Origin of the sequence: Klebsiella sp. I138 (assembly GCF_051131765.1) — a bacterium.
Taxonomy (GTDB): domain Bacteria; phylum Pseudomonadota; class Gammaproteobacteria; order Enterobacterales; family Enterobacteriaceae; genus Klebsiella.
Window position 1 is genome coordinate 2,064,999 of record NZ_CP180447.1, and the last position, 21,137, is coordinate 2,086,135.

17 protein-coding genes and 1 tRNA gene are annotated in these 21,137 nt (G+C 56.5%); 11 read left to right on the plus strand and 7 right to left on the minus strand.

The features are described from left to right. Nucleotides 1-7 precede the first annotated feature (7 nt). The 4 genes from ACMYSK_RS09680 (at nt 8) to ACMYSK_RS09695 (ending at nt 3,929) form a co-directional block, all read left to right on the plus strand. Nucleotides 8-868: a pirin family protein gene (locus tag ACMYSK_RS09680; protein WP_434642339.1), complete on the plus strand. Its 861-nt coding sequence runs from the start codon at nt 8-10 to the stop codon at nt 866-868. A gap of 19 nt (nt 869-887) precedes the next feature. After that, nucleotides 888-1,565, plus strand: coding sequence for an isochorismatase family protein (locus ACMYSK_RS09685; protein ID WP_434642342.1), 678 nt, complete (start codon nt 888-890; stop codon nt 1,563-1,565). A gap of 145 nt (nt 1,566-1,710) precedes the next feature. Next, nucleotides 1,711-1,798 (plus strand) — tRNA-Ser (locus ACMYSK_RS09690). Nucleotides 1,799-2,687: 889 nt separating this feature from the next. Further along, nucleotides 2,688-3,929: an MFS transporter gene (locus tag ACMYSK_RS09695; RefSeq protein WP_434642345.1), complete on the plus strand. Its 1,242-nt coding sequence runs from the start codon at nt 2,688-2,690 to the stop codon at nt 3,927-3,929. A gap of 58 nt (nt 3,930-3,987) precedes the next feature. On the opposite strand, the gene phoH is transcribed toward ACMYSK_RS09695, so the two are convergent. The 4 genes from phoH to efeU form a co-directional block, all read right to left on the minus strand. After that, nucleotides 3,988-4,776 carry a phosphate starvation-inducible protein PhoH gene (phoH, locus tag ACMYSK_RS09700; protein WP_434644011.1) on the minus strand — a complete coding sequence of 263 codons (789 nt, stop codon included), beginning with the start codon at nt 4,774-4,776 and terminating at the stop codon, nt 3,988-3,990. A 512-nt stretch (nt 4,777-5,288) separates the two neighbouring features. Then, entirely contained in the window at nt 5,289-6,572 is a 1,284-nt protein-coding gene (gene efeB, locus ACMYSK_RS09705; protein WP_434642347.1) for an iron uptake transporter deferrochelatase/peroxidase subunit, read from the minus strand. A gap of 4 nt (nt 6,573-6,576) precedes the next feature. Then, entirely contained in the window at nt 6,577-7,704 is a 1,128-nt protein-coding gene (efeO, locus tag ACMYSK_RS09710) for an iron uptake system protein EfeO (protein WP_434642350.1), read from the minus strand. A gap of 48 nt (nt 7,705-7,752) precedes the next feature. Beyond that, on the minus strand, nt 7,753-8,592 hold the full coding sequence (gene efeU, locus ACMYSK_RS09715; protein ID WP_434642352.1) for an iron uptake transporter permease EfeU: 840 nt from the start codon (nt 8,590-8,592) through the stop codon (nt 7,753-7,755). 272 nt (nt 8,593-8,864) lie between these two features. Between efeU and ACMYSK_RS09720 the strand changes: the two genes are divergently transcribed. Next, nucleotides 8,865-10,049: a NupC/NupG family nucleoside CNT transporter gene (locus ACMYSK_RS09720; RefSeq protein WP_434642355.1), complete on the plus strand. Its 1,185-nt coding sequence runs from the start codon at nt 8,865-8,867 to the stop codon at nt 10,047-10,049. 131 nt (nt 10,050-10,180) lie between these two features. On the opposite strand, the gene ACMYSK_RS09725 is transcribed toward ACMYSK_RS09720, so the two are convergent. Next, complete coding sequence (locus ACMYSK_RS09725; protein WP_434642358.1) at nt 10,181-10,618, minus strand: DUF3574 domain-containing protein; 438 nt, start codon at nt 10,616-10,618, stop codon at nt 10,181-10,183. Nucleotides 10,619-10,761: 143 nt separating this feature from the next. Further along, entirely contained in the window at nt 10,762-12,270 is a 1,509-nt protein-coding gene (gene putP, locus ACMYSK_RS09730) for a sodium/proline symporter PutP (protein WP_434642360.1), read from the minus strand. Between the two features lie 425 nt (nt 12,271-12,695). Between putP and putA the strand changes: the two genes are divergently transcribed. Then, on the plus strand, nt 12,696-16,658 hold the full coding sequence (putA, locus tag ACMYSK_RS09735) for a trifunctional transcriptional regulator/proline dehydrogenase/L-glutamate gamma-semialdehyde dehydrogenase (RefSeq protein ID WP_434642363.1): 3,963 nt from the start codon (nt 12,696-12,698) through the stop codon (nt 16,656-16,658). A 196-nt stretch (nt 16,659-16,854) separates the two neighbouring features. After that, nucleotides 16,855-17,250, plus strand: a complete 396-nt coding sequence (locus ACMYSK_RS09740; RefSeq protein WP_434642366.1) for a lysozyme inhibitor LprI family protein — start codon at nt 16,855-16,857, stop codon at nt 17,248-17,250. Here ACMYSK_RS09740 and rutR read toward each other — a convergent pair. Beyond that, nucleotides 17,247-17,885 carry an HTH-type transcriptional regulator RutR gene (gene rutR / locus ACMYSK_RS09745; protein WP_434642369.1) on the minus strand — a complete coding sequence of 213 codons (639 nt, stop codon included), beginning with the start codon at nt 17,883-17,885 and terminating at the stop codon, nt 17,247-17,249. The genes ACMYSK_RS09740 and rutR overlap by 4 nt on opposite strands. A 283-nt stretch (nt 17,886-18,168) precedes the next feature. Here rutR and rutA point away from each other — a divergent pair, with 283 nt between their 5' ends. Genes rutA through rutD form a run of 4 tightly spaced genes read left to right on the plus strand, consistent with a single transcriptional unit; the run spans nt 18,169 to nt 21,137 of the window. Next, nucleotides 18,169-19,260, plus strand: coding sequence for a pyrimidine utilization protein A (rutA, locus tag ACMYSK_RS09750; protein ID WP_434644014.1), 1,092 nt, complete (start codon nt 18,169-18,171; stop codon nt 19,258-19,260). Then, nucleotides 19,260-19,970 carry a pyrimidine utilization protein B gene (gene rutB, locus ACMYSK_RS09755; protein ID WP_434642372.1) on the plus strand — a complete coding sequence of 237 codons (711 nt, stop codon included), beginning with the start codon at nt 19,260-19,262 and terminating at the stop codon, nt 19,968-19,970. The genes rutA and rutB overlap by 1 nt, the downstream gene beginning before the upstream one ends. Next, nucleotides 19,963-20,358, plus strand: coding sequence for a pyrimidine utilization protein C (rutC, locus tag ACMYSK_RS09760; RefSeq protein ID WP_434642374.1), 396 nt, complete (start codon nt 19,963-19,965; stop codon nt 20,356-20,358). The genes rutB and rutC overlap by 8 nt, the downstream gene beginning before the upstream one ends. Continuing rightward, the gene (rutD, locus tag ACMYSK_RS09765) at nt 20,355-21,137 is read left to right on the plus strand and encodes a pyrimidine utilization protein D (RefSeq protein ID WP_434642377.1); all 783 of its coding nucleotides are present in this window, start codon (nt 20,355-20,357) and stop codon (nt 21,135-21,137) included. Before rutC ends, rutD begins: the two co-directional genes overlap by 4 nt.

A 21,137-nucleotide genomic window follows, 5' to 3' on the forward strand; every position in this document is an offset into this window, starting at 1 on the left:
GAACGCAATGAAACAGATTACAGGCGTCTATACCGCACCGGCACAACACTGGGTGGGCGATGGTTTTCCGGTTCGCTCGCTGTTTTCTTATCAGACACATGGCGAACAGCTGAGTCCCTTTCTGCTGCTGGACTATGCCGGTCCACACAGCTTCCCGGCAGGAAGCGGCAAGCGCGGGGTTGGCGAGCATCCTCATCGTGGATTTGAAACAGTCACCATCGTCTATTCCGGTGAAGTTGAGCATCGTGACTCGACGGGCAGAGGCGGGGTTATTGGTCCCGGCGATGTGCAGTGGATGACCGCAGGGGCCGGCATTCTGCATGAAGAGTTTCATTCGGCGGAATTCACCCGCACCGGCGGGGAACTGAAAATGATACAGCTGTGGGTCAACCTGCCAGCCAAAGACAAGATGACACACCCTGGCTATCAAAGCATCACGGCAGATGTCATCCCTGATGTCGCTCTACCGAACGGCGCGGGCAATGTCAGGGTCATCGCCGGCAGCTATGGCGATACGTCCGGCCCTGCGCATACCTTCTCGCCGTTGAACGTCTGGGATATGCAGCTCAATCAGGGCCACAGTGTCACGCTCGGCCAGCCCGATGGCTGGAGCAGTGCTCTGGTGGTTCTTGAAGGTGATATCGGCATCAACGGCGCCGACCAGGCACGTGAAGGCCAGCTGGTGGTGTTAAGCCAGAAAGGAGAAGCGATTCATCTTCATGCCAACGCAAACGCTAAAGTGCTGCTGCTGGCCGGCGAACCGTTGCAGGAACCGGTTGTGGGCTATGGCCCGTTTGTCATGAACACAAAAGCCCAGATCGCAGAAGCCGTGCGTGATTTTAACAGCGGCCGCTTTGGCCAAATCTGATATGAAAGAGGTGAAGAAAATGTCCACTCCCGCTAATTTTAACGGCTCCCGGCCGGTGATTGATGTTAACGATACCGCCATGCTCCTGATTGACCATCAAAGTGGCCTCTTCCAGACCGTTGGCGATATGCCAATGCCTGAACTACGCGCTCGTGCGGCTGCTCTGGCAAAGATGGCCTCTCTTGCGGGGATCCCGGTGATTACCACGGCTTCCGTTCCACAGGGGCCGAATGGTCCACTGATCCCGGAGATCCATGAGAATGCGCCCCACGCACAGTATATTGCGCGCAAAGGCGAGATTAACGCCTGGGATAACCCGGATTTCGTTGCCGCCGTAAAAGCAACCGGGCGCAAAACGCTGATTATCGCGGGGACGATTACCAGCGTCTGCATGGCGTTTCCGTCTATCGCCGCCGTCGCCGATGGCTATAAGGTTTTCGCCGTCATCGATGCCTCCGGGACTTACAGCAAAATGGCGCAGGAGATAACCCTGGCTCGTGTAGTCCAGGCAGGCGTGGTCCCGATGGATACGGCGGCGGTAGCTTCCGAGCTACAGCGTACCTGGAACCGTCCGGATGCCGCTGAGTGGGCAGAAGTGTATACCAAAGTCTTCCCTGCTTATCAGTTGCTGATCGAGAGCTACAGCAAAGCGCAGGATGTGGTGAAGAATAGCGAACAGCTTGATTCACAGCGTTAAAACCGCTGCCCTGCCGGTTTTCGACGGGGCAGTGTTCATTGCTTGAGCGAACGGTAAAGAAAGAATAAATACTGCTTGACCGTTTTAGCTCAACTCCCTATAGTAGCGCCCCGTTGCCCACCCAAGGTGAGCAGCAAAACAATATGGTGAGGTGTCCGAGTGGCTGAAGGAGCACGCCTGGAAAGTGTGTATACGGCAACGTATCGGGGGTTCGAATCCCCCCCTCACCGCCATATTTTAAGAAGAGCTCGTACGCAAGTACGGGCTTTTTTTTCGCATATTACACAGCCCGGGGGGATGAGAAGCCCCGACCGGGGGTCGACAACTGGCAAAGCCAGTTGGACAGACCGTGAGCCTGCGAGCGGGCTGCCCGTCAGGGCGAGCAACGCGAGTCAATCCCCCCCTCACCGCCATATTTTAAGAAGAGCTCGTACGCAAGTACGGGCTTTTTTTTCGCATGTTGCACCCCACCAAGGGGGATGAGAAGCCCCGACCGGGGGTCGACAACGGGCAAAGCCAGTTGGACAGACCGTGAGCCTGCGAACGGGCTGCCCGTCGGGCGAGCAAAGCGAGTCAATCCCCCCCTCACCGCCATATTTTAAGAAGAGCGAGTACGCAGTCACGGGCTTTTTTTTTGCATGTTGCACCCCACCAAGGGGGATGAGAAGCCCCGACCGGGGTTCGACAACGGGCAGCGCCAGTTGGACAGACCGTGAGCCTGCGAGCGGGCTGCCCGTCGGGCGAGCAACGCGAGTCAATCCCCCCCTCACCGCCATATTTTAAGAAGAGCTCGTACGCAGTCACGGGCTTTTTTTTCGCATATTGCACAGCCCGGGGGGATGAGAAGCCCCGGCCAGGCTAACCAAACCAGCGCGCGCAGACAAAAATCCTGAAATCTCCGTTTTTTATCTCCAGTACATTACGTTGCCATCATTCCCCCCTAAAGTATTAGAGGCAAAACCTACACCACATGTCAGTTATTTATGCTGATAACACCATGATAAACATCCATTTCCCATCATAACCCTCGCTAACATCCCCGCGTTTTGCCCTTATGCCGAGTAGATTGCATCCGCTGACAAATTTATACTTAGCGCACAATTTTATTCCAAAGGTCTGAACATGACGTTCTCTTCTCCACATAACAAACGCGGCGTGACGCCAGCAAAAGCGATGGTCGCCGCCATCAGCGGCTACGCAATGGATGGCTTTGACCTGCTGATTCTGGGTTTTATGCTACCGGCTATCAGCGTTTCTCTGGCGCTCAGTACCTCTCAGGCCGGTTCCCTGGTGACCTGGACGCTGATTGGTGCAGTATTGGGCGGGATCTTCTTTGGTCATCTTAGCGATCGTCTTGGCCGCATCCGCGTTCTGACCTTCACCATTCTGATGTTCTCCGTCTTTACCGGTCTCTGCGCAGTCGCGCAAGGCTACTGGGACCTGCTGGCCTATCGTACCCTTGCAGGAATGGGATTGGGCGGTGAATTCGGGATTGGTATGGCGCTGATCGCTGAAGTCTGGCCCGCCAACAAGCGCAACCGGGCTTCGGCCTGGGTGGGAATTGGCTGGCAGCTGGGCGTGCTGCTTGCGGCCTTTATCACCCCACTTCTGCTGGGTGTGATTGGCTGGCGAGGGATGTTCCTGGTCGGGCTACTGCCCGCACTGGTCTCGTTTGCTATCCGCCGCGGAATGGGTGAACCGGAGGCCTTTACGCAGGATATTGCCACGACCCAGCACGTCTCCTTCTCTTCGCGGATAAAAATGCTGTTTTCCGACCGCGCCACCTCGAAGGCCAGTATCGGCATCCTGATTCTCTGCTCGGTACAGAATTTCGGTTACTACGGTCTGATGATCTGGATGCCCAGCTATCTCTCCTCAAGCTTTGGCTTTTCCCTTACCAAATCGGGATTATGGACCGCTGTCACCGTGGTCGGAATGACCTTTGGCATCTGGCTGTTCGGCATACTGGCAGACCGTTTCGCCCGCTGGAAAATTTTCCTGATTTATCAGATTGGTGCCGTCGTGATGGTCATTATCTACGCCCAACTGCGCGACCCGACCCTTATGTTGTTTACCGGCGCCGTAATGGGGATGTTTGTGAACGGGATGATCGGCGGGTACGGCGCGCTTATCTCTGATACCTATCCACTTCAGGTCCGCGCCACGGCACAGAACGTACTGTTTAACCTCGGCCGCGGCGTCGGTGGTTTTGGACCGCTGGTGATTGGTCTGTGCGTCAGCCACTGGTCGTTCACTGCCGCCATCACTCTGCTGGCGCTTCTCTACCTGCTGGATATTTTCGCCACCCTGTTTTTATTGCCGAAAACGCAAGGCAGCGAAGATGCCCTGGGGGCAATTGGCTAACGCCCTGCGCGAAATAACAAAGCCCGGGTTTCCCCGGGCTTTGCACATCAGATAGCGGTCAGTAGTAGGCTTTCAGCGTTCGCTGGCAGAGCATCGAACGGACGCAATCATCGACAGTAAAGCGCACGATACCAATCATGTCGTCTTCCTCAAAACGTGCCAGCGCATCGACCAGTCCGGAGCGTACGCCAGAGGGTAAATCACACTGGGTTATGTCGCCGTTTACGATGACCGTCACGTTTTCCCCGAGGCGAGTTAAAAACATTTTCATTTGCGCAGCCGTCACGTTCTGGGCCTCGTCCAGAATCACCACGGCATTTTCAAATGTACGTCCGCGCATGTAGGCGAACGGCGCGATTTCCACCTTGCCGATTTCCGGACGCAGGCAGTATTGCATAAAGGAAGCGCCCAACCTCTTCACCAGTACGTCATACACCGGTCGGAAATAGGGAGCAAACTTCTCGGCGATATCTCCCGGTAAGAAGCCGAGGTCTTCGTCGGCCTGCAGAACGGGACGGGTAACAATAATCCTGTCCACATCTTTATGAATCAGGGCTTCGGCTGCCTTCGCTGCGCTAATCCAGGTTTTTCCGCACCCGGCTTCGCCCGTTGCAAAAATCAGCTGTTTATTGTCGATGGCATTCAAATAATGCGCCTGAGCGTCATTGCGCGCCTCAATTGGGGAAGTATCACGGCTGTCCCGCGCCATGCCAATTGCTTCTACGCCACTCATTTGCACAAGCGATGTGACCGATTCTTCTTCGCGTTGCTTATGGCTGCGCGAATCGCGTCTCAGCACACGTTTTGCCTCACGACGAGCTTTGATCACTGCTTTTTGTCTTCCCATGGATAGCACCTTGCGTTGTTGGTTTACATCACACGCGTCAGTATCGACGCGATTATGCGCACAAACGATTGAGGTTTGGCTTCCTTTTAAGCCATTGCTTGCCGGTTGAATTGACAACGAGTCACGGCTACGCGCACCGCGTACCCTGTCAGGGTTCGGATGTTCTGTCGTGGTGGAAGGAGGTGAATTTACGGTGACGAAATCGCTGCCGGAGGTTTTCCCTCCGCGCTGAAGAGTACGGCGTGTTGTTTTGCGTTGTCCGGTACAGGACCCTACCATTCGCGATCTCCATAGTGAAACGACATCACTGCCGGGAACTACCGCGTCTGTAATAAGTACATCAAAAATAATTCTGAATGCAACTTATTTTTTACATGATCGCAACAAATAATTCCTCAAACAGCTGGAGCGAGTTTCCGTCATTTAGATTACAGAAAAATAACACAAGGCAGGAAATACAAAAAAAGAATGGAAAAACAGCAGAAAACGCCCTGCCCTTGCGGGCAGGTACGTCAGGCTTCGAGCAGGGATTGCGCCAGATAGTGCTGGCTATCGATAACGCCCGGCAGCACGAAGAAGTAGCCGCCGCCGATAGGTTTGACGTACTCCTCAAGCGCCTCGCCGTTAAGCCGTTTTTGCACCGTCAGGAATCCTTTCTCCAGATCGTGCTGATAGCAGACAAACAGCAGTCCCATATCCAGCTGACCGGAGTTGGTCACCCCCAGCGAATAGCTGTAGCCACGGCGCATCATCAGGCCAGACTGCGTCTGCGGCGTACGCGGGTTCGCCAGACGAATGTGACTGTCCAGCGCGATAGTATCGCCGTTAGGATCCTGGCTGTAATCCGGCACATCATGTTCGTGCTGCATGCCCAGCGGTGCACCGCTGTGCTTATCCCGGCCAAAAATGGTCTGCTGCTCTTTCAGCGGAGTGCGATCCCAGAACTCGACGTGAAACTGGATAATACGCGCCGCCTGATAGCTGCCGTAGGTTGCCCATGCCGGCTCGCCCTGACCGGACGTGACCCAGACTACTTCATCCATCAGCGCCTTATCCGTGCTGACCGGGTTCGCGGTACCGTCTTTAAAGCCCAGCAGATTAACCGGCGTCTCTTTGCCTTTACTCCGCGCAGCGCTATCGGAAATAAAACCTTCGCGCTTCCAGCGGACGCTGAGCAGATCCGGCGTATGCTTAATCACATCGCGCAGCGCATGAATCACCGTATCCTGGGTGTTCGCACAGATTTGCAGCAGCAGATCGCCATGACACAGCGCCGCATCGAGCGAGTCATTCGGGAAGCGCGTCATTTTTTGCAGCTTTTTCGGCACCTTGTCCGCTAAGCCATAGCGCTCATCGAACAGCGAATGGCCAACCGAAACGGTGATAGTCAGATTGTCAGGGGAGATCCACGGTCCAAGAATTCCCGAATCCATCGGCGGCAGACGCGGATTCGGCGTGTCCGGTGCCGGGCCACCTTTCGTCAGAAAGGCAATGCGCTGGGTCAACAGACGAAACAGGCGCTCCAGGTCAGCCTTATCGCTGGCCAGCACATCAAAGGCCACCAGCATCATCGATGCCTGCTGCGGCGTCAGTACGCCGGCCTGGTGCTGGCCATAAAAAGGCTGCGCCTCGGAACGCGCGTCCGGCGGCAACACGCCCGGAGAGCTGGTGCCCTTCGCCGCATGCGCCACCGGACAGCCGCCGGAGATGGCCAGCGCGCCGCCAAGCGCGCCGATCCCTTTTAATAATCGACGACGTGAAGGTTCATTCACGTCAACTTGCTTCTGTTCTGCCATCGACTTAGTCCAGACCGAGGATCCCGCGCAGCTGAGCCAGATCTTCCGCCAGCGTGGTGATCGGCCCTTTTAACGCATTACGATCCGCATCCGTCAGCTTGTCATAGGTTTCGAAGCCGTCTTTGGTGCGGTATTTACTGAGAATGGCGTCTACTTTCTTGAAGTTAGCGTCAATCTTCGCCAGCAGCGCACTGTTCTCTTTTTGCAACTGCGGTCTCAGCAGGTCAACAATTTTCTGTGCGCCGTCGATATTGGCCTGGAAGTCCCACAGGTCGGTATGGCTGTAGCGATCTTCTTCACCGCTGATCTTGCTGGCCGCGACCTCTTCAATCAGGCCAGCTGCGCCGCCCACGACTTTAGACGGCGGGAACGCCAGTTCGCTGATGCGTTTTTGCAGTTCAAGCACATCGCTGTTCAACTGGTCGGCATACTTTTCCATCCCCTTGACGCTGTTGTCGCCAAACAGCGCTTTTTCCAGGCGGTGGAAGCCGGTGAATTTCGGGTCTTCGGCTTTCTTCTCGTAATCGTCTTCACGGGCATCGATACTGCCGTCCAGATCGGAGAACAGCTCTGCGATAGGTTCGATGCGTTCATAGTGCTGACGCGTCGGGGCATACAGCGCTTTCGCTTTTTCAATGTCGCCCGCTTTCACTGCATCAGTGAAGGCCTTCGTACCGCTAACCAGCTCGGCGGTTTCCGCCGTGACATACGCTTTATAGGCGGTGATTGCCTCACCAAGACTCAGCACCGCATCGGCTTTCGCCGCATCTTTGGTGGCCGCACCGGTCACGATCAGTTTACCTTTCGGGTTGGTCAGCAGACCACAGGTCATGTCATATTCGCCCGGCTGCAGGTTAGCCGTCAGCTTTTGCGTAAAGCCTGGCGCAATATTCTCACGCTCTTCCACCACCATCACGCCTTTGAGAATTTCCCACTCCAGCGCCTTCTGACTGTGGTTTTGAATAATGAACTGTGTTTTGCCCGCTTTCACGGTCACGTTCATCGGCTCACACTGTTTGTCGTTAACGGTGACTTTTACCTGCGGGATATCCGCAGCCTGGGTGCAAAAGGCAGAGCTGAACAACGCTGCGACGGCAAGCTGCAGCGCATTACGGCGAAAATGAGTCATCATGATCATCCCTTTCGGTAAGTATGTTGTAACCATATATCCTGCGGCGCTCTACTTAAGCGGAGCGGTGCGCGAGGTTGCTGTATTGCTACGCGGCGGCAGGGCAAACAGCACCAGCGCCGGAATCAAATAGATAAAGTAGACCGCCACTTCACTGATGGTCGGCGTCTCCTGGTAACCGAAGATCCCCTCGAGCAGCGTTCCGAACAATGTGTGAGTCGACAGCACGCCGCTCAGGTCAAACGCGACGTCCTGGAAGTGATTCCACAGCCCGGCCTCATGAAAGGCGCGAATCGCCCCGGCAGCCAGCCCGGCAGCGACCAGCAGAATGAACAAGCTGGTCCACTTGAAAAATACGCCGAGGTTAAGGCGAATCCCGCCCCAGTAGAGCAGGAAGCCAAGGACAATTGCGGTAGCCAGCCCCAGCATCGCGCCGAGCGGTGGCCATATCCCGACATCCTGCTGAAATGCCGCCAGCAGGAAGAACACCGATTCCAGCCCTTCGCGCGCCACGGCGAAAAAGACCATCATGACCAGCGCCCACCCGTGATGATTCCCGCGCTGCAGGGCGTTATCCACCGCCTGCTCCAGCTGCTGCTTCACGTTGCGTGAGACCTTTCGCATCCAAAACACCATCCAGGTCAGGATGCATACCGCAACCAGCGCCACGATGCCTTCGAACAGCTCCTGTTCACGCTGCGGGAATTCGCCGGTGGTTTCATTGATAAAGATACCAAGGCCCAGGCACAGTGCCGCCGCCAGGATAACGCCAATCCACATGACGCCAATCCAGCTGCCGCGCTGCGTGCGTTTGAGATAGCTGGCAATCAGGCTGACAATCAGCGCCGCTTCCAGCCCTTCGCGTAACATAATGAGAAATGGAACAAACATGCCAACACCCTTCAATGTGAATCGCAGTCAGTGGATGCAAAGATAGGTAAATATTTCTGATAGTGATTATCATTACAATAATCAGAAACACAAGTGAAATGTAGAGAGAATGGTGACGAGTTGTAAATTAATCGCTGCAAAATAATTACTTACGGGATTATCTGTCTGCACGTCGCCCGGGCCGGCGAAGCGGCGATTTTTCGCCTCAGATATTTACCGGACTGACCGCCTGTGGCTAAATAGCGGCCTTATTGACCTGCGAAAAGAACAACATGACACAATTCTTGCACTTCCTGCTGGCGCTGGTGGTTATTCTCGGCCTTGCCTGGCTTGCCAGCTATGACCGACAAAAAATCCGCATTCGCTATATTCTCCAGTTAATTATCATTGAAATTGCGCTGGCCTTCTTTTTTCTCCACGCCGAAAGCGGCCTGTGGGTAGTTAAAAATATCTCAAGCTTTTTCACTTCTTTGCTCGGTTTTGCCGCCGAGGGTACCAACTTCGTATTTGGTGGCATGAGTGAAAAAGGGATGGCGTTTATTTTCCTCGGCGTGCTGTGTCCGATTGTCTTTATTTCGGCGCTGATCGGAATTCTTCAGCACTGGCGCATTCTGCCGATTTTTATCCGCGTCATTGGCACCCTGCTCTCTAAAGTCAACGGCATGGGTAAACTGGAATCCTTTAATGCCGTCAGCTCGCTGATCCTCGGACAGTCGGAGAACTTTATCGCCTATAAAGGCGTGCTGGGGGACCTCTCCTCCCGCCGACTATTCACCATGGCGGCCACCGCGATGTCGACGGTATCTCTGTCGATCGTCGGTGCCTATATGAGTATGCTGGATGCGAAATATGTGGTGGCTGCGCTGATCCTCAATATGTTCAGCACCTTTATTGTGTTGTCGATTATTAACCCGACGCGCCCGGGCAGCGAAGAGGAAATTAAGCTGGAGAAGCTCCACGAATCACAAAGCTTCTTCGAAATGCTCGGGGAATATATTCTTGCTGGTTTTAAAGTGGCGATGATTATCCTGGCCATGCTGATTGGTTTTATCGCCATAATCAGCGCGATTAACGCCCTGTTTGCGACAGTATTTGGCCTGAGCTTCCAGCAAATTCTCGGCTACGTTTTTTATCCGCTGGCCTGGCTTATCGGTATTCCGCTGAGCGATGCCCTGAACGCCGGGAGTATTATGGCCACTAAGCTGGTGGCAAATGAGTTTGTGGCGATGATTGAGCTGCAGAAAGTTGCCGCCGGGATGACCCCGCGCGGGCTGGGAATTCTGTCGGTGTTCCTGGTCTCTTTCGCTAACTTTGCTTCCATCGGCATTATTGCCGGCGCCATTAAAGGGCTGAACGAGCAACAGGGGAATATCGTATCCCGCTTCGGCCTGCGTCTGGTCTACGGTGCTACGCTGGTCAGCCTGCTCTCTGCCAGCTTCGCCGGGCTGGTGCTGTAACCTGGGCGCGCTATCGCGTTTGTGCCGGGTGGCGAAGATAGCCGCCGCCCGGCCTGCCAGATCCCACCCCGTTCGTAGGCCCGGTAAGGCGATAGCCGTCACCGGGCAATTTCATCAGCGCACAATTGGCATTAAAAATGTACGCAGACCGGCTGGTCGACGCGCATCACCGACTCCTGGGCGAAGCGCGACTTGTAAAGGTTGCGTAGCGCCTCAATCCCCTCTTCACTCTTACCATCCGTACCGTGAATCAGCATCAGGGCTTTGCTCTGCTCACGCGCAACGCTGCCATCATTCCCCAACCACTGGCCACGGGCATCAAACACCGTTAAGCCGTCACGAAAGCGCGGCGTGACGTCGCGATCAACAAACTGCTGCCACTCCTGGGCGGTGATATTTTTCCCCGCCGGACGGCTTAAGCCAAAGTACAACGTGGTCTGCACCATCGCATTGTCCGTCGGGCACGCAGCAGCCGCAGCCGGAACCGGCGCACAATTCTTCACCGGTGCCACGCAGCCGCCGAGCAGGCCAGCCATCACCAGTACCATTGCACCCTGTCTGAACGTCATTTTGCTATCCTCATCGTTTTTTTGTGCCCCGATATCAGCGTATTTTCAGATAATTAGCAAGAGGGAGACCGCCATCGGATGATTGGCCGGTTTGCAGGAATAAAAAAGCCCGCTAAGCGCGGGCTTCATTGAAATGGTCTGAATTACTCGGCGATGGCCGGAGTCGGCGGAGCCGAATGATAATGCGCATCTGCTTCGGCAAAACGTTGCTGCATTGCCGCCGACGGGGCTTTGCCCAGCAGGCTGAAGACCACGATGCCAAGGCTGGCGAAAATAAAGCCAGGAATGATTTCATACAGGCCCAGCCAGCCGAACTGTTTCCAGACAATCACGGTCAGTGCGCCAATGACCATCCCGGCCAGCGCACCGTTACGCGTCATGCGGGACCACATTACAGAGAACAGCACAACCGGGCCAAACGCCGCGCCGAAGCCTGCCCAGGCGTAGCTCACCAGACCCAGGACGCGGTTGCTCGGGTTTGCCGCCAGCGCAATGGCAATCAGCGCCACGACCAGCACCATCATCCGCCCAACCCACACCAGCTCTTTCTGGTCGGCATTTTTACGCAGAAACGCTTTATACAGGTCTTCGGTAATCGCGCTGGAGCACACCAGCAGCTGGCAGCTCAGGGTAGACATCACCGCCGCCAGAATCGCCGACAGCAGAATACCGGCAATCCACGGGTTAAACAGGATCTGCGCCAGTTCAATGAACACACGCTCAGAGTTCTGATTCACCGCCCCCGCCAGGGCCGGATTATTATTGAACCATGCAATACCGAAGAAACCGACGCCCACCGCACCTGCCAGGCAGAGAATCATCCAGGTCATACTAATGCGACGTGCGTGAACGATGCTGTGATGAGAGTCTGCCGCCATAAAACGCGCCAGAATATGCGGCTGGCCGAAATAGCCCAGGCCCCAGCCCATCAGCGAAATAATCGCCACAAAGTTCAGCCCTTTGAGCATATCGACGTTTTCAATGCTCTTCTGCTTAATGACTTCCAGCGAGTCACCAAAGCCACCGACGGAAATAATTACCATCACCGGCGTCAGAATCAGGGCGAAAATCATCAGGCTGGCCTGAACGGTATCGGTCCAGCTGACTGCGAGAAATCCACCAACGAAGGTATAAATAATCGTTGCAGCGGCACCGGCCCACAGCGCCGTTTCGTAGCTCATACCGAAGGTGCTTTCAAACAGGCGGGCACCGGCCACAATCCCGGAGGCGCAATAAATGGTAAAGAACAGCAAAATAACCAGCGCTGAGATAATACGCAGCACGCGGCTTTTATCTTCAAACCGGCCGGTAAAATAGTCCGGTAACGTCAGGGCATTATTATTCACCTCGGTATGAACGCGCAGACGACCGGCAACCAGTTTCCAGTTAATCCATGCGCCGAGCGTCAGACCGATGGCAATCCAGCTTTCGGAAATACCGGAAAGAAATATCGCCCCTGGCAACCCCATCAGCAACCAGCCGCTCATATCAGAGGCGCCAGCGGAAAGTGCGGTCACAAATGGCCCGAGGCTACGGCCGCCGAGAATATAGTCATCAAAGTTTTTTGTCGATCGCCAGGCAATAAAACCGATCAGTACCATGCCAAATATATAAATAGTAAAAGTCACCAACATAGGGGTGCTAATAGCCATGTAAAATCTCCAGATTTTTTTGTCGACAACATCCTGCTTTGTCATTTTATTCCACTACCGGAACGGGGTAATGGCACAATGGTTGTATTGGGCGACCGTATCCTGACGGAAGCGTTGGCATTTCACAAACGATTTAACACAGCATTTACACTAATTCTTGCCATCGCCAAACTTCATTTTGTTATAGGTTGCACTCTCTCACGTTTTTATTGGTTGCACCTTGGAAAACTGTTAACTGACGCATAAAAACACCCCAACGGACAAAGGTTAATTTTCCGTTACACTCCTCATTACAATTAACAATGCACTCATTTTCCAGCCTGCCGCACAAGTCACGATTAACAAGGTTGCACAAAGTTGCAACATAGTAGATATTTCCGCGTAACCGCAAAAAAGAACAACGATTCATAACAGGAGTGATGAGCATGGGCACCACCACCATGGGTGTTAAGCTTGACGACGCGACGCGCGAACGCATTAAGTTCGCCGCGAGCCGTATTGACCGCACGCCGCACTGGCTAATTAAACAGGCCATTTTCAACTATCTGGAAAAGCTGGAAAACGACGAAACGCTGCCTGAGCTGCCGGCCCTGCTTGCCGGCGCCGCTAATGAAAGCGATGAAACCAGCAGCGCTGTCGATGAACCCTGGCAGCCGTTCCTCGAATTTGCCGAGCAGATCCTGCCGCAGTCTGTAACCCGGGCGTCGATCACCGCCGCGTATCGCCGGGCGGAAACCGACGCCGTCCCTATGCTGATGGAGCAGGCTCGCCTGCCGCAGCCGCTGGCCGAGCAGGCGCATAAGCTGGCCTGGCAGCTGGCTGAAAAGCTGCGCAATCAAAAAACGGCCAGCGGCCGTGCCGGGATGGTGCAGAGCCTGCTGCAGGAGTTTTCTCTCTCATCACAAGAAGGTGTGGCGCTGATGTGCCTTGCGGAAGCGCTGCTGCGTATTCCGGATAAAGCCACCCGCGATGCCCTGATCCGTGACAAAATCAGCAACGGTAACTGGCAGTCACATATCGGCCGTAGCCCGTCGCTGTTCGTCAACGCGGCAACCTGGGGGCTGCTGTTTACCGGCAAACTGGTCTCTACCCATAACGAAACCAGCCTTTCACGCTCGCTGAACCGGATTATCGGAAAAAGTGGCGAACCGCTCATTCGCAAAGGCGTCGACATGGCGATGCGTTTGATGGGCGAACAGTTCGTGACCGGCGAAACCATTGCCGAAGCACTGGCCAACGCCCGCAAGCTGGAGGAGAAAGGGTTCCGTTACTCCTACGATATGCTGGGCGAAGCGGCGCTCACCGCCGCCGACGCCCAGGCCTACATGGTCTCTTACCAGCAGGCTATTCACGCCATCGGTAAGGCATCAAACGGCCGCGGGATTTATGAAGGGCCTGGGATTTCAATCAAGCTTTCCGCACTGCATCCGCGCTACAGCCGCGCGCAGTACGATCGGGTGATGGATGAGCTGTATCCGCGCCTGAAATCATTGACCCTGCTGGCGCGACAGTACGACATCGGGATCAACATCGACGCCGAAGAGGCGGATCGTCTGGAGATCTCGCTCGACCTGCTGGAGAAGCTGTGCTTTGAGCCGGAACTGGCCGGCTGGAATGGGATCGGCTTCGTCATCCAGGCCTATCAGAAACGCTGCCCGTTCGTGATTGATTCGCTGATCGATCTCGCCACCCGCAGCCGTCGTCGCCTGATGATCCGCCTGGTGAAAGGCGCCTACTGGGACAGCGAAATCAAACGTGCGCAGATGGACGGTCTTGAAGGCTACCCGGTCTACACCCGTAAAGTGTATACCGACGTCTCCTACCTTGCCTGCGCGAAGAAACTGCTGGCGGTGCCGAGCCTGATCTATCCGCAGTTCGCCACCCACAACGCCCACACCCTGGCGGCCATTTACCAGCTGGCCGGGCAAAACTACTATCCGGGCCAGTACGAGTTCCAGTGCCTGCACGGGATGGGTGAACCGCTGTATGAGCAGGTGGTCGGCAAGGTTGCAGACGGTAAACTGAACCGTCCGTGCCGAATTTATGCGCCGGTCGGAACCCACGAAACGCTGCTGGCATATCTGGTGCGCCGTCTGCTGGAAAACGGTGCCAACACCTCCTTTGTGAACCGCATCGCTGATACCACGTTACCGCTGGATGAGCTGGTTGCCGATCCGGTCGGCGCCGTGGAGAAACTGGCTCAACAAGAGGGTCAGGCCGGTCTGCCGCATCCCAAAATCCCGCTGCCACGCGATCTGTATGGCAAGGGCCGCAGCAACTCCGCGGGTCTGGATCTGGCCAACGAACACCGCCTGGCCTCCCTCTCCTCCTCCTTGTTAAACAGCGCGCTGCACAAATGGCAGGCGCTGCCGGCACTGGAGCATCCGGTCATTGAAGGCGAACTGCAGGCGGTAATTAACCCTGCCGAACCGAAAGATATCGTCGGCCACGTGCGTGAAACCCGTCCTGAAGAAGTTGAGCTGGCGCTGGCCAGCGCGGTCAACAATGCCCCGATCTGGTTTGCGACCCCGCCGCAGGAGCGGGCTGCTATCCTGGAACGCGCAGCGGTGCTGATGGAAGATCAGATGCAAACGCTGATCGGTATTCTGGTCCGTGAAGCCGGTAAAACCTTCAGCAACGCCATTGCCGAAGTCCGTGAGGCGGTCGATTTCCTCCACTATTACGCCGGCCAGGTTCGCGACGATTTTGATAATGAAACCCACCGTCCGCTGGGGCCGGTAGTCTGTATCAGCCCGTGGAACTTCCCGCTGGCTATTTTCACCGGCCAGATTGCCGCCGCGTTAGCCGCTGGCAACAGCGTGCTGGCGAAACCCGCCGAGCAAACGCCGCTGATTGCCGCGCAAGGCGTAGCGATTCTGCTGGAAGCCGGTGTTCCGCCGGGCGTCATTCAACTGCTACCGGGCCGTGGAGAAACCGTCGGTGCCGCGCTGACGAGCGATGAGCGCGTTCGCGGAGTGATGTTCACGGGTTCCACCGAAGTTGCCACGCTGCTACAGCGCAATATCGCCAGCCGCCTGGATGCTCACGGACGGCCAACGCCGCTGATCGCCGAAACCGGCGGGATGAATGCGATGATCGTCGACTCCTCCGCCCTTACCGAGCAGGTAGTGATCGACGTACTGGCTTCGGCGTTTGATAGTGCCGGGCAGCGCTGTTCCGCTCTGCGCATTCTGTGCCTGCAGGAGGAGATCGCCGACCATACGCTGACCATGCTGCGCGGCGCGATGGGCGAGTGCCGGATGGGTAACCCTGGCCGTCTGACCACCGATATCGGTCCGGTCATCGATGCTGAAGCAAAAGAAAATATTGAACGCCATATTCAGAGCCTGCGTGCCAAAGGCCGTACGGTCTTCCAGGCGGTGCGGGAAAACAGCGAAGATGCGCGGGAATGGCAAAGTGGGACATTCATCCCGCCGACGCTTATCGAACTTGAGAGCTTTGATGAGCTGAAAAAAGAGGTCTTTGGCCCGGTTCTGCACGTGGTGCGCTACAACCGCAACGCGCTGGATCAGCTGGTCGAGCAAATTAATGCCTCCGGCTACGGCCTGACCCTCGGCGTGCATACCCGCATCGATGAAACCATCGCGCAGGTCACCGGCAGTGCGAAGGTCGGCAACCTGTACGTCAACCGTAATATGGTCGGTGCCGTGGTCGGCGTGCAGCCTTTTGGCGGCGAAGGCCTGTCGGGGACCGGACCAAAAGCCGGCGGCCCGCTTTATCTGTATCGTCTGCTCTCCAGCCGTCCGCAAAACGCCGTGGGAACCACGCTTGCCCGTCAGGATGCGGAACGCCCGCTGGATGCGCAGCTGAAAACCCTGCTGGAAAAACCGCTGACCGCGCTACAGCAGTGGGCAGCCGGTCGTCCGGAACTGCAGTCGCTGTGTCAGCAGTATAGCGAGCAGGCACAGGCGGGAACGCAGCGTCTGCTGCCGGGACCTACCGGGGAGCGTAATACCCTGACCTTTATCCCGCGTGACCGCGTTCTTTGCGTGGCGGATAACGAACAGGATGCGCTGATTCAGCTGGCGGCGGTCACTGCGGTGGGCTGTGAAATCCTGTGGCCGGAGAGTGCGCTGCATCGTGAGCTGGCGAAAAAGCTGCCGCGCGAAGTCAGCGATCGTCTCCATTTTGCCAAACCAGAGATCCTGACCACTCAGGCTTTCGATGCGGTTATCTACCACGGCGATTCCGATCAGCTGCGCGAGCTGTGCGAACAGGTGGCGGCACGCGACGGGGCGATTGTTTCGGTTCAGGGCTTCGCCCGCGGTGAAACTAACCTGCTGCTGGAACGCCTCTATATTGAACGTTCACTGAGCGTCAATACCGCGGCAGCCGGTGGTAACGCCAGCCTGATGACGATTGGCTAACGCTGTTCCCCGGAGGCGGTGCGACGCACCTTTCCGGGCTACCTGTCTTCAGCCGTCTGCTGTTCTGTAACCCGGACAAGGCGCTTGCGCCGCCCCCGGGAAAAGCAGGCGGCACCAACGGCAGCTAATGACACCAGACGCAGGCTGTGGTTAATTAAAGCTCCCCGACGGGAGCTTTAATTATGGGAGTGGACTTATGAAACGTATTTTATTTGCCCTTGCCGCCCTGCTGGCAAGCGGACATGCCCTGGCGGATGAATGCGCCAGCGCCGGCAATCAGGCAGAGATGAACCAGTGTACCGCAGCACAATTTCAGGCCGACGATCGGAAACTGAATCAGACCTATCAGGAAGCGCTAAAACGCGCATCGGGTAAACAACAGGAGCAGCTGAAAAAAGCGCAGCTGGCGTGGATAGCGCTACGTGACGCCGACTGCACCTTCCTTGCTTCCGGCGCCGAAGGCGGCAGCGTCCAGCCAATGCTGATCAATCAATGTATGGCAGACAAAACCGTCGAGCGCGAATCGTTCCTTGCTTCGCTGCTGCAATGCGAAGATGGCGACCAGAGCTGCCCGCTTCCCCCCGCCAATTAACGAACCCGGATACCTTCAATGATCATCCGCTGGACGTTATCCACGGTTTGTTGAAAAAACGCCTCGTCGCGTAACGTTGCGCCGGTAACCGCCTCAATCTGCGTGGCGAAATCGGCGTAATGCTGGGTGGTCGCCCAGATCATGAAGATCAGATGCTGAGGGTCGACCGGCGCCAGTTTGCCACTATCGACCCAGCCGGAAACAATTGCCGACTTTTCATCCACCAGCGCTTTTAAATCGCCGGTCAACTCGCCCATCAGCAGCGGCGCGCCCTGCAACATCTCCAGACAAAACAGCTTCGACGCCTGCGGATAATCGCGGGACACCTCCAGCTTCAGGCGGATATATTCGCGGATAGCGACCAGCGGGCTAATGTCTTCGCGAAACGCCCTCAGGGGCGCCAGCCAGATAGTAAGAATCTGCTGCAATACGGCGACATACAGCGCTTCTTTCGACGGGTAGTAATAGAGCAAGTTCGTTTTTGATACCCCGGCCAGATCCGCAACCTGCTCCAGCCGCGTGCCGTGGATACCAAACTGGGAAAATGCGTCCAGCGCAGCGGCCAGGATAGCCTCTTTCTTTGCGCTCACCGCCTGCGAACGCTTCCCGGTTTTTTTCACAGCGCCCTCTGCCATTGGTCATCTCCTTCTTTCAACGCCCTCAGCATAGCAAAAGCCCAACGCCGACACGACCTTATGCACCCCAATTGCGCATGACTGCCGTTTTTTCGTGCACTCTTTTTGACCATTCAGTCCACTTTCACAACCTTCACTTTGGCAACCAATACGCAACACATTAATAACATTGGTTTTTGCAAAACTGGCATTACCTTTGCTTTAGCTTACTGGCGAGGTGACCCAGGAGATGCAGGATGCAGCACCGCGCGCCTTCTTCTTCACCGACTGTAGAGAGGTACGTATGAAAATTGGTGTCTTCGTTCCGATTGGCAATAACGGCTGGCTGATTTCCACCCACGCTCCGCAGTACATGCCGACGTTTGAGCTGAACAAAGCGATCGTCCAGAAAGCAGAGCATTACCACTTTGATTTCGCCCTGTCGATGATCAAACTTCGCGGCTTCGGCGGCAAAACCGAATTCTGGGAACATAACCTCGAATCTTTCACCTTAATGGCCGGACTGGCCGCGGTCACATCGCGGATCCAGATCTACGCCACCGCCGCGACGCTCACCCTGCCGCCGGCGATCGTCGCCCGCATGGCCTCCACCATCGACTCTATCTCCGGCGGGCGCTTTGGCGTGAATCTGGTGACCGGTTGGCAAAAACCTGAATATGAGCAGATGGGCATCTGGCCTGGCGATGACTACTTCGCCCGCCGCTACGACTACCTTACCGAATATGTTCAGGTGCTCCGCGACCTGTGGGGCACCGGGCACAGCGACTTTAAGGGTGACTATTTCACCATGAACGACTGTCGCGTCAGCCCGCAACCGTCACAGCCGATGAAGGTTATCTGTGCCGGACAAAGCGATGCGGGTATGGCCTTCTCCGCACAGTACGCTGATTACAACTTCTGCTTCGGAAAAGGCGTCAATACGCCGACTGCTTTCGCCCCGACCGCCGCGCGCATGATGCAGGCGGCAGAAAAAACCGGTCGTGACGTTGGCTCGTACGTGCTGTTTATGGTCATCGCCGACGAAACCGACGAGGCGGCACGCGCCAAATGGGAACACTACAAGGCAGGAGCCGATGACGAAGCGCTCGCCTGGCTCACTGAGCAAAGCCAGAAAGACACCCGTTCCGGCAGCGATACCAACGTGCGCCAGATGGCTGACCCAACCTCGGCGGTCAATATCAATATGGGCACGCTGGTGGGATCGTACGCCAATGTCGCCCGCATGCTCGACGACGTAGCCAGCGTGCCCGGCACCGACGGCGTACTGCTGACCTTTGATGATTTCCTGACCGGCATTGATGCCTTTGGCGAGCGTATCCAGCCGCTGATGCGCTGCCGCGACCATATTGCTACCGCTACCCGCGAGGTTGCCTGATGATTACACTTTCCGCCCGCCCGGAATCCCTGACCTTCCCGGCGCAAAACAGCGCGCTGATCGTCGTCGATATGCAAAACGCCTACGCAAGCCAGGGGGGCTATCTCGACCTCGCCGGGTTTGATGTCTCCGCCACCCGACCGGTTATCGACAACATTAATACCGCCGTTGCCGCCGCCCGTGCCGCGGGTATGACAATCATCTGGTTCCAGAACGGCTGGGACGAAGAGTATAGGGAAGCCGGCGGCCCAGGCTCGCCGAACTACCACAAATCCAATGCGTTGAAGACGATGCGCAGCCGCCCGGAACTGCAGGGAAAACTGCTGGCTAAAGGCGGCTGGGATTATCAACTGGTCGATGAGCTGCGGCCCCAGGCCGGCGATGTGGTGTTACCGAAACCGCGCTACAGCGGCTTTTTCAACACCCCACTGGACAGCATTTTACGCAGCCGCGGTATTCGACACCTGATTTTTACCGGTATTGCCACCAACGTTTGCGTGGAATCCACCCTGCGCGACGGCTTTTTCCTCGAGTATTTCGGCGTCGTGCTGGAAGACGCGACTCACCAGGCGGGCCCGGCCTTCGCCCAGCAGGCCGCGCTGTTCAATATTGAAACCTTCTTCGGCTGGGTCAGCGATGTTGCCAGCTTCTGTGATGCGCTGACCCCGGCCACACCACTTCCTTTCCCGGAGGAGAAACGTTATGCCTAAACAGGTCATTATTCCGCCCGGCACCACCACGCCGATTGCCCCTTTTGTCCCCGGTACCCTGGCCGATGGCGTGGTCTACGTTTCCGGCACGCTGCCGTTTGATAAACACAATAATGTGGTCTGTCTCGATGACCCAAAGGCGCAAACCCGCCACGTTCTGGAAACGATCAAAACCGTAATCGAAACGGCGGGTGGCAGTATGGAGGATGTGACGTTCAACAGCATCTTTATCACCGACTGGAAAAACTACGCCGCGATTAACGAAGTCTATGCCGAGTTTTTCCCCGGCGATAAACCGGCGCGTTTTTGCATCCAGTGCGGGCTGGTCAAGCCGGAGGCGCTGGTAGAGATTGCCACCGTTGCCCACATCGGGAAAACCCTGTCATGAAACTGAATATCTCTCCGGCGCCCTTTGAGGGTGCACCGATAGTGGTGCTGAGCGCGGGCTTAGGCGGCGCAGGCAGCTACTGGCTACCACAGCGTTCGGCGCTGGCTCAGCGCTATCAGCTGGTGAGCTATGATCAGAACGGCACCGGTGAAAACGCCGGCCCGCTGCCCGCCGGTTACAGCATGGCGACGATGGCGCAGGAGCTGAATCAGGCGCTGCAGTCGGCAGGCATTTCCCGTTTCGCTCTGGTGGGTCACGCTCTTGGCGCGCTGATTGCCCTGCAACTGGCACTCGACTTCCCGCAAGCGGTCAGTGGTCTGGTGCTGGTCAACGGCTGGCTGACCCTCTCGCCCCATACCCGCCGCTGCTTCCAGGTGCGCGAACGCCTGCTGCACGCGGGCGGTGCCCAGGCGTGGGTCGAAGCACAGCCTTTATTTCTCTATCCGGCGGAGTGGATGGCCGCTCGAATGCCGAGACTGGAAGCCGAGGACGCGCTCGCGCTCAGCCATTTTCAGGGTAAGGAGAACCTGCTCAAGCGACTTCAGGCGCTGAAGCAGGCCGACTTCTCCCGCCGGGCGTCCGCCGTGGCATGCCCGACCCTGATCGTTAGCGCTCAGGACGATCTGCTGGTGCCCGCCTCGTGTTCCCGCACGCTACAGGCGGCAATACCGGGCAGTCAGAGGATCGAGATGGCCTGGGGCGGGCACGCCTGCAACGTGACCGATGCCGACACCTTCAACCCTATTTTATGCGACGGGCTGGCCACCATGCTGGCTTGA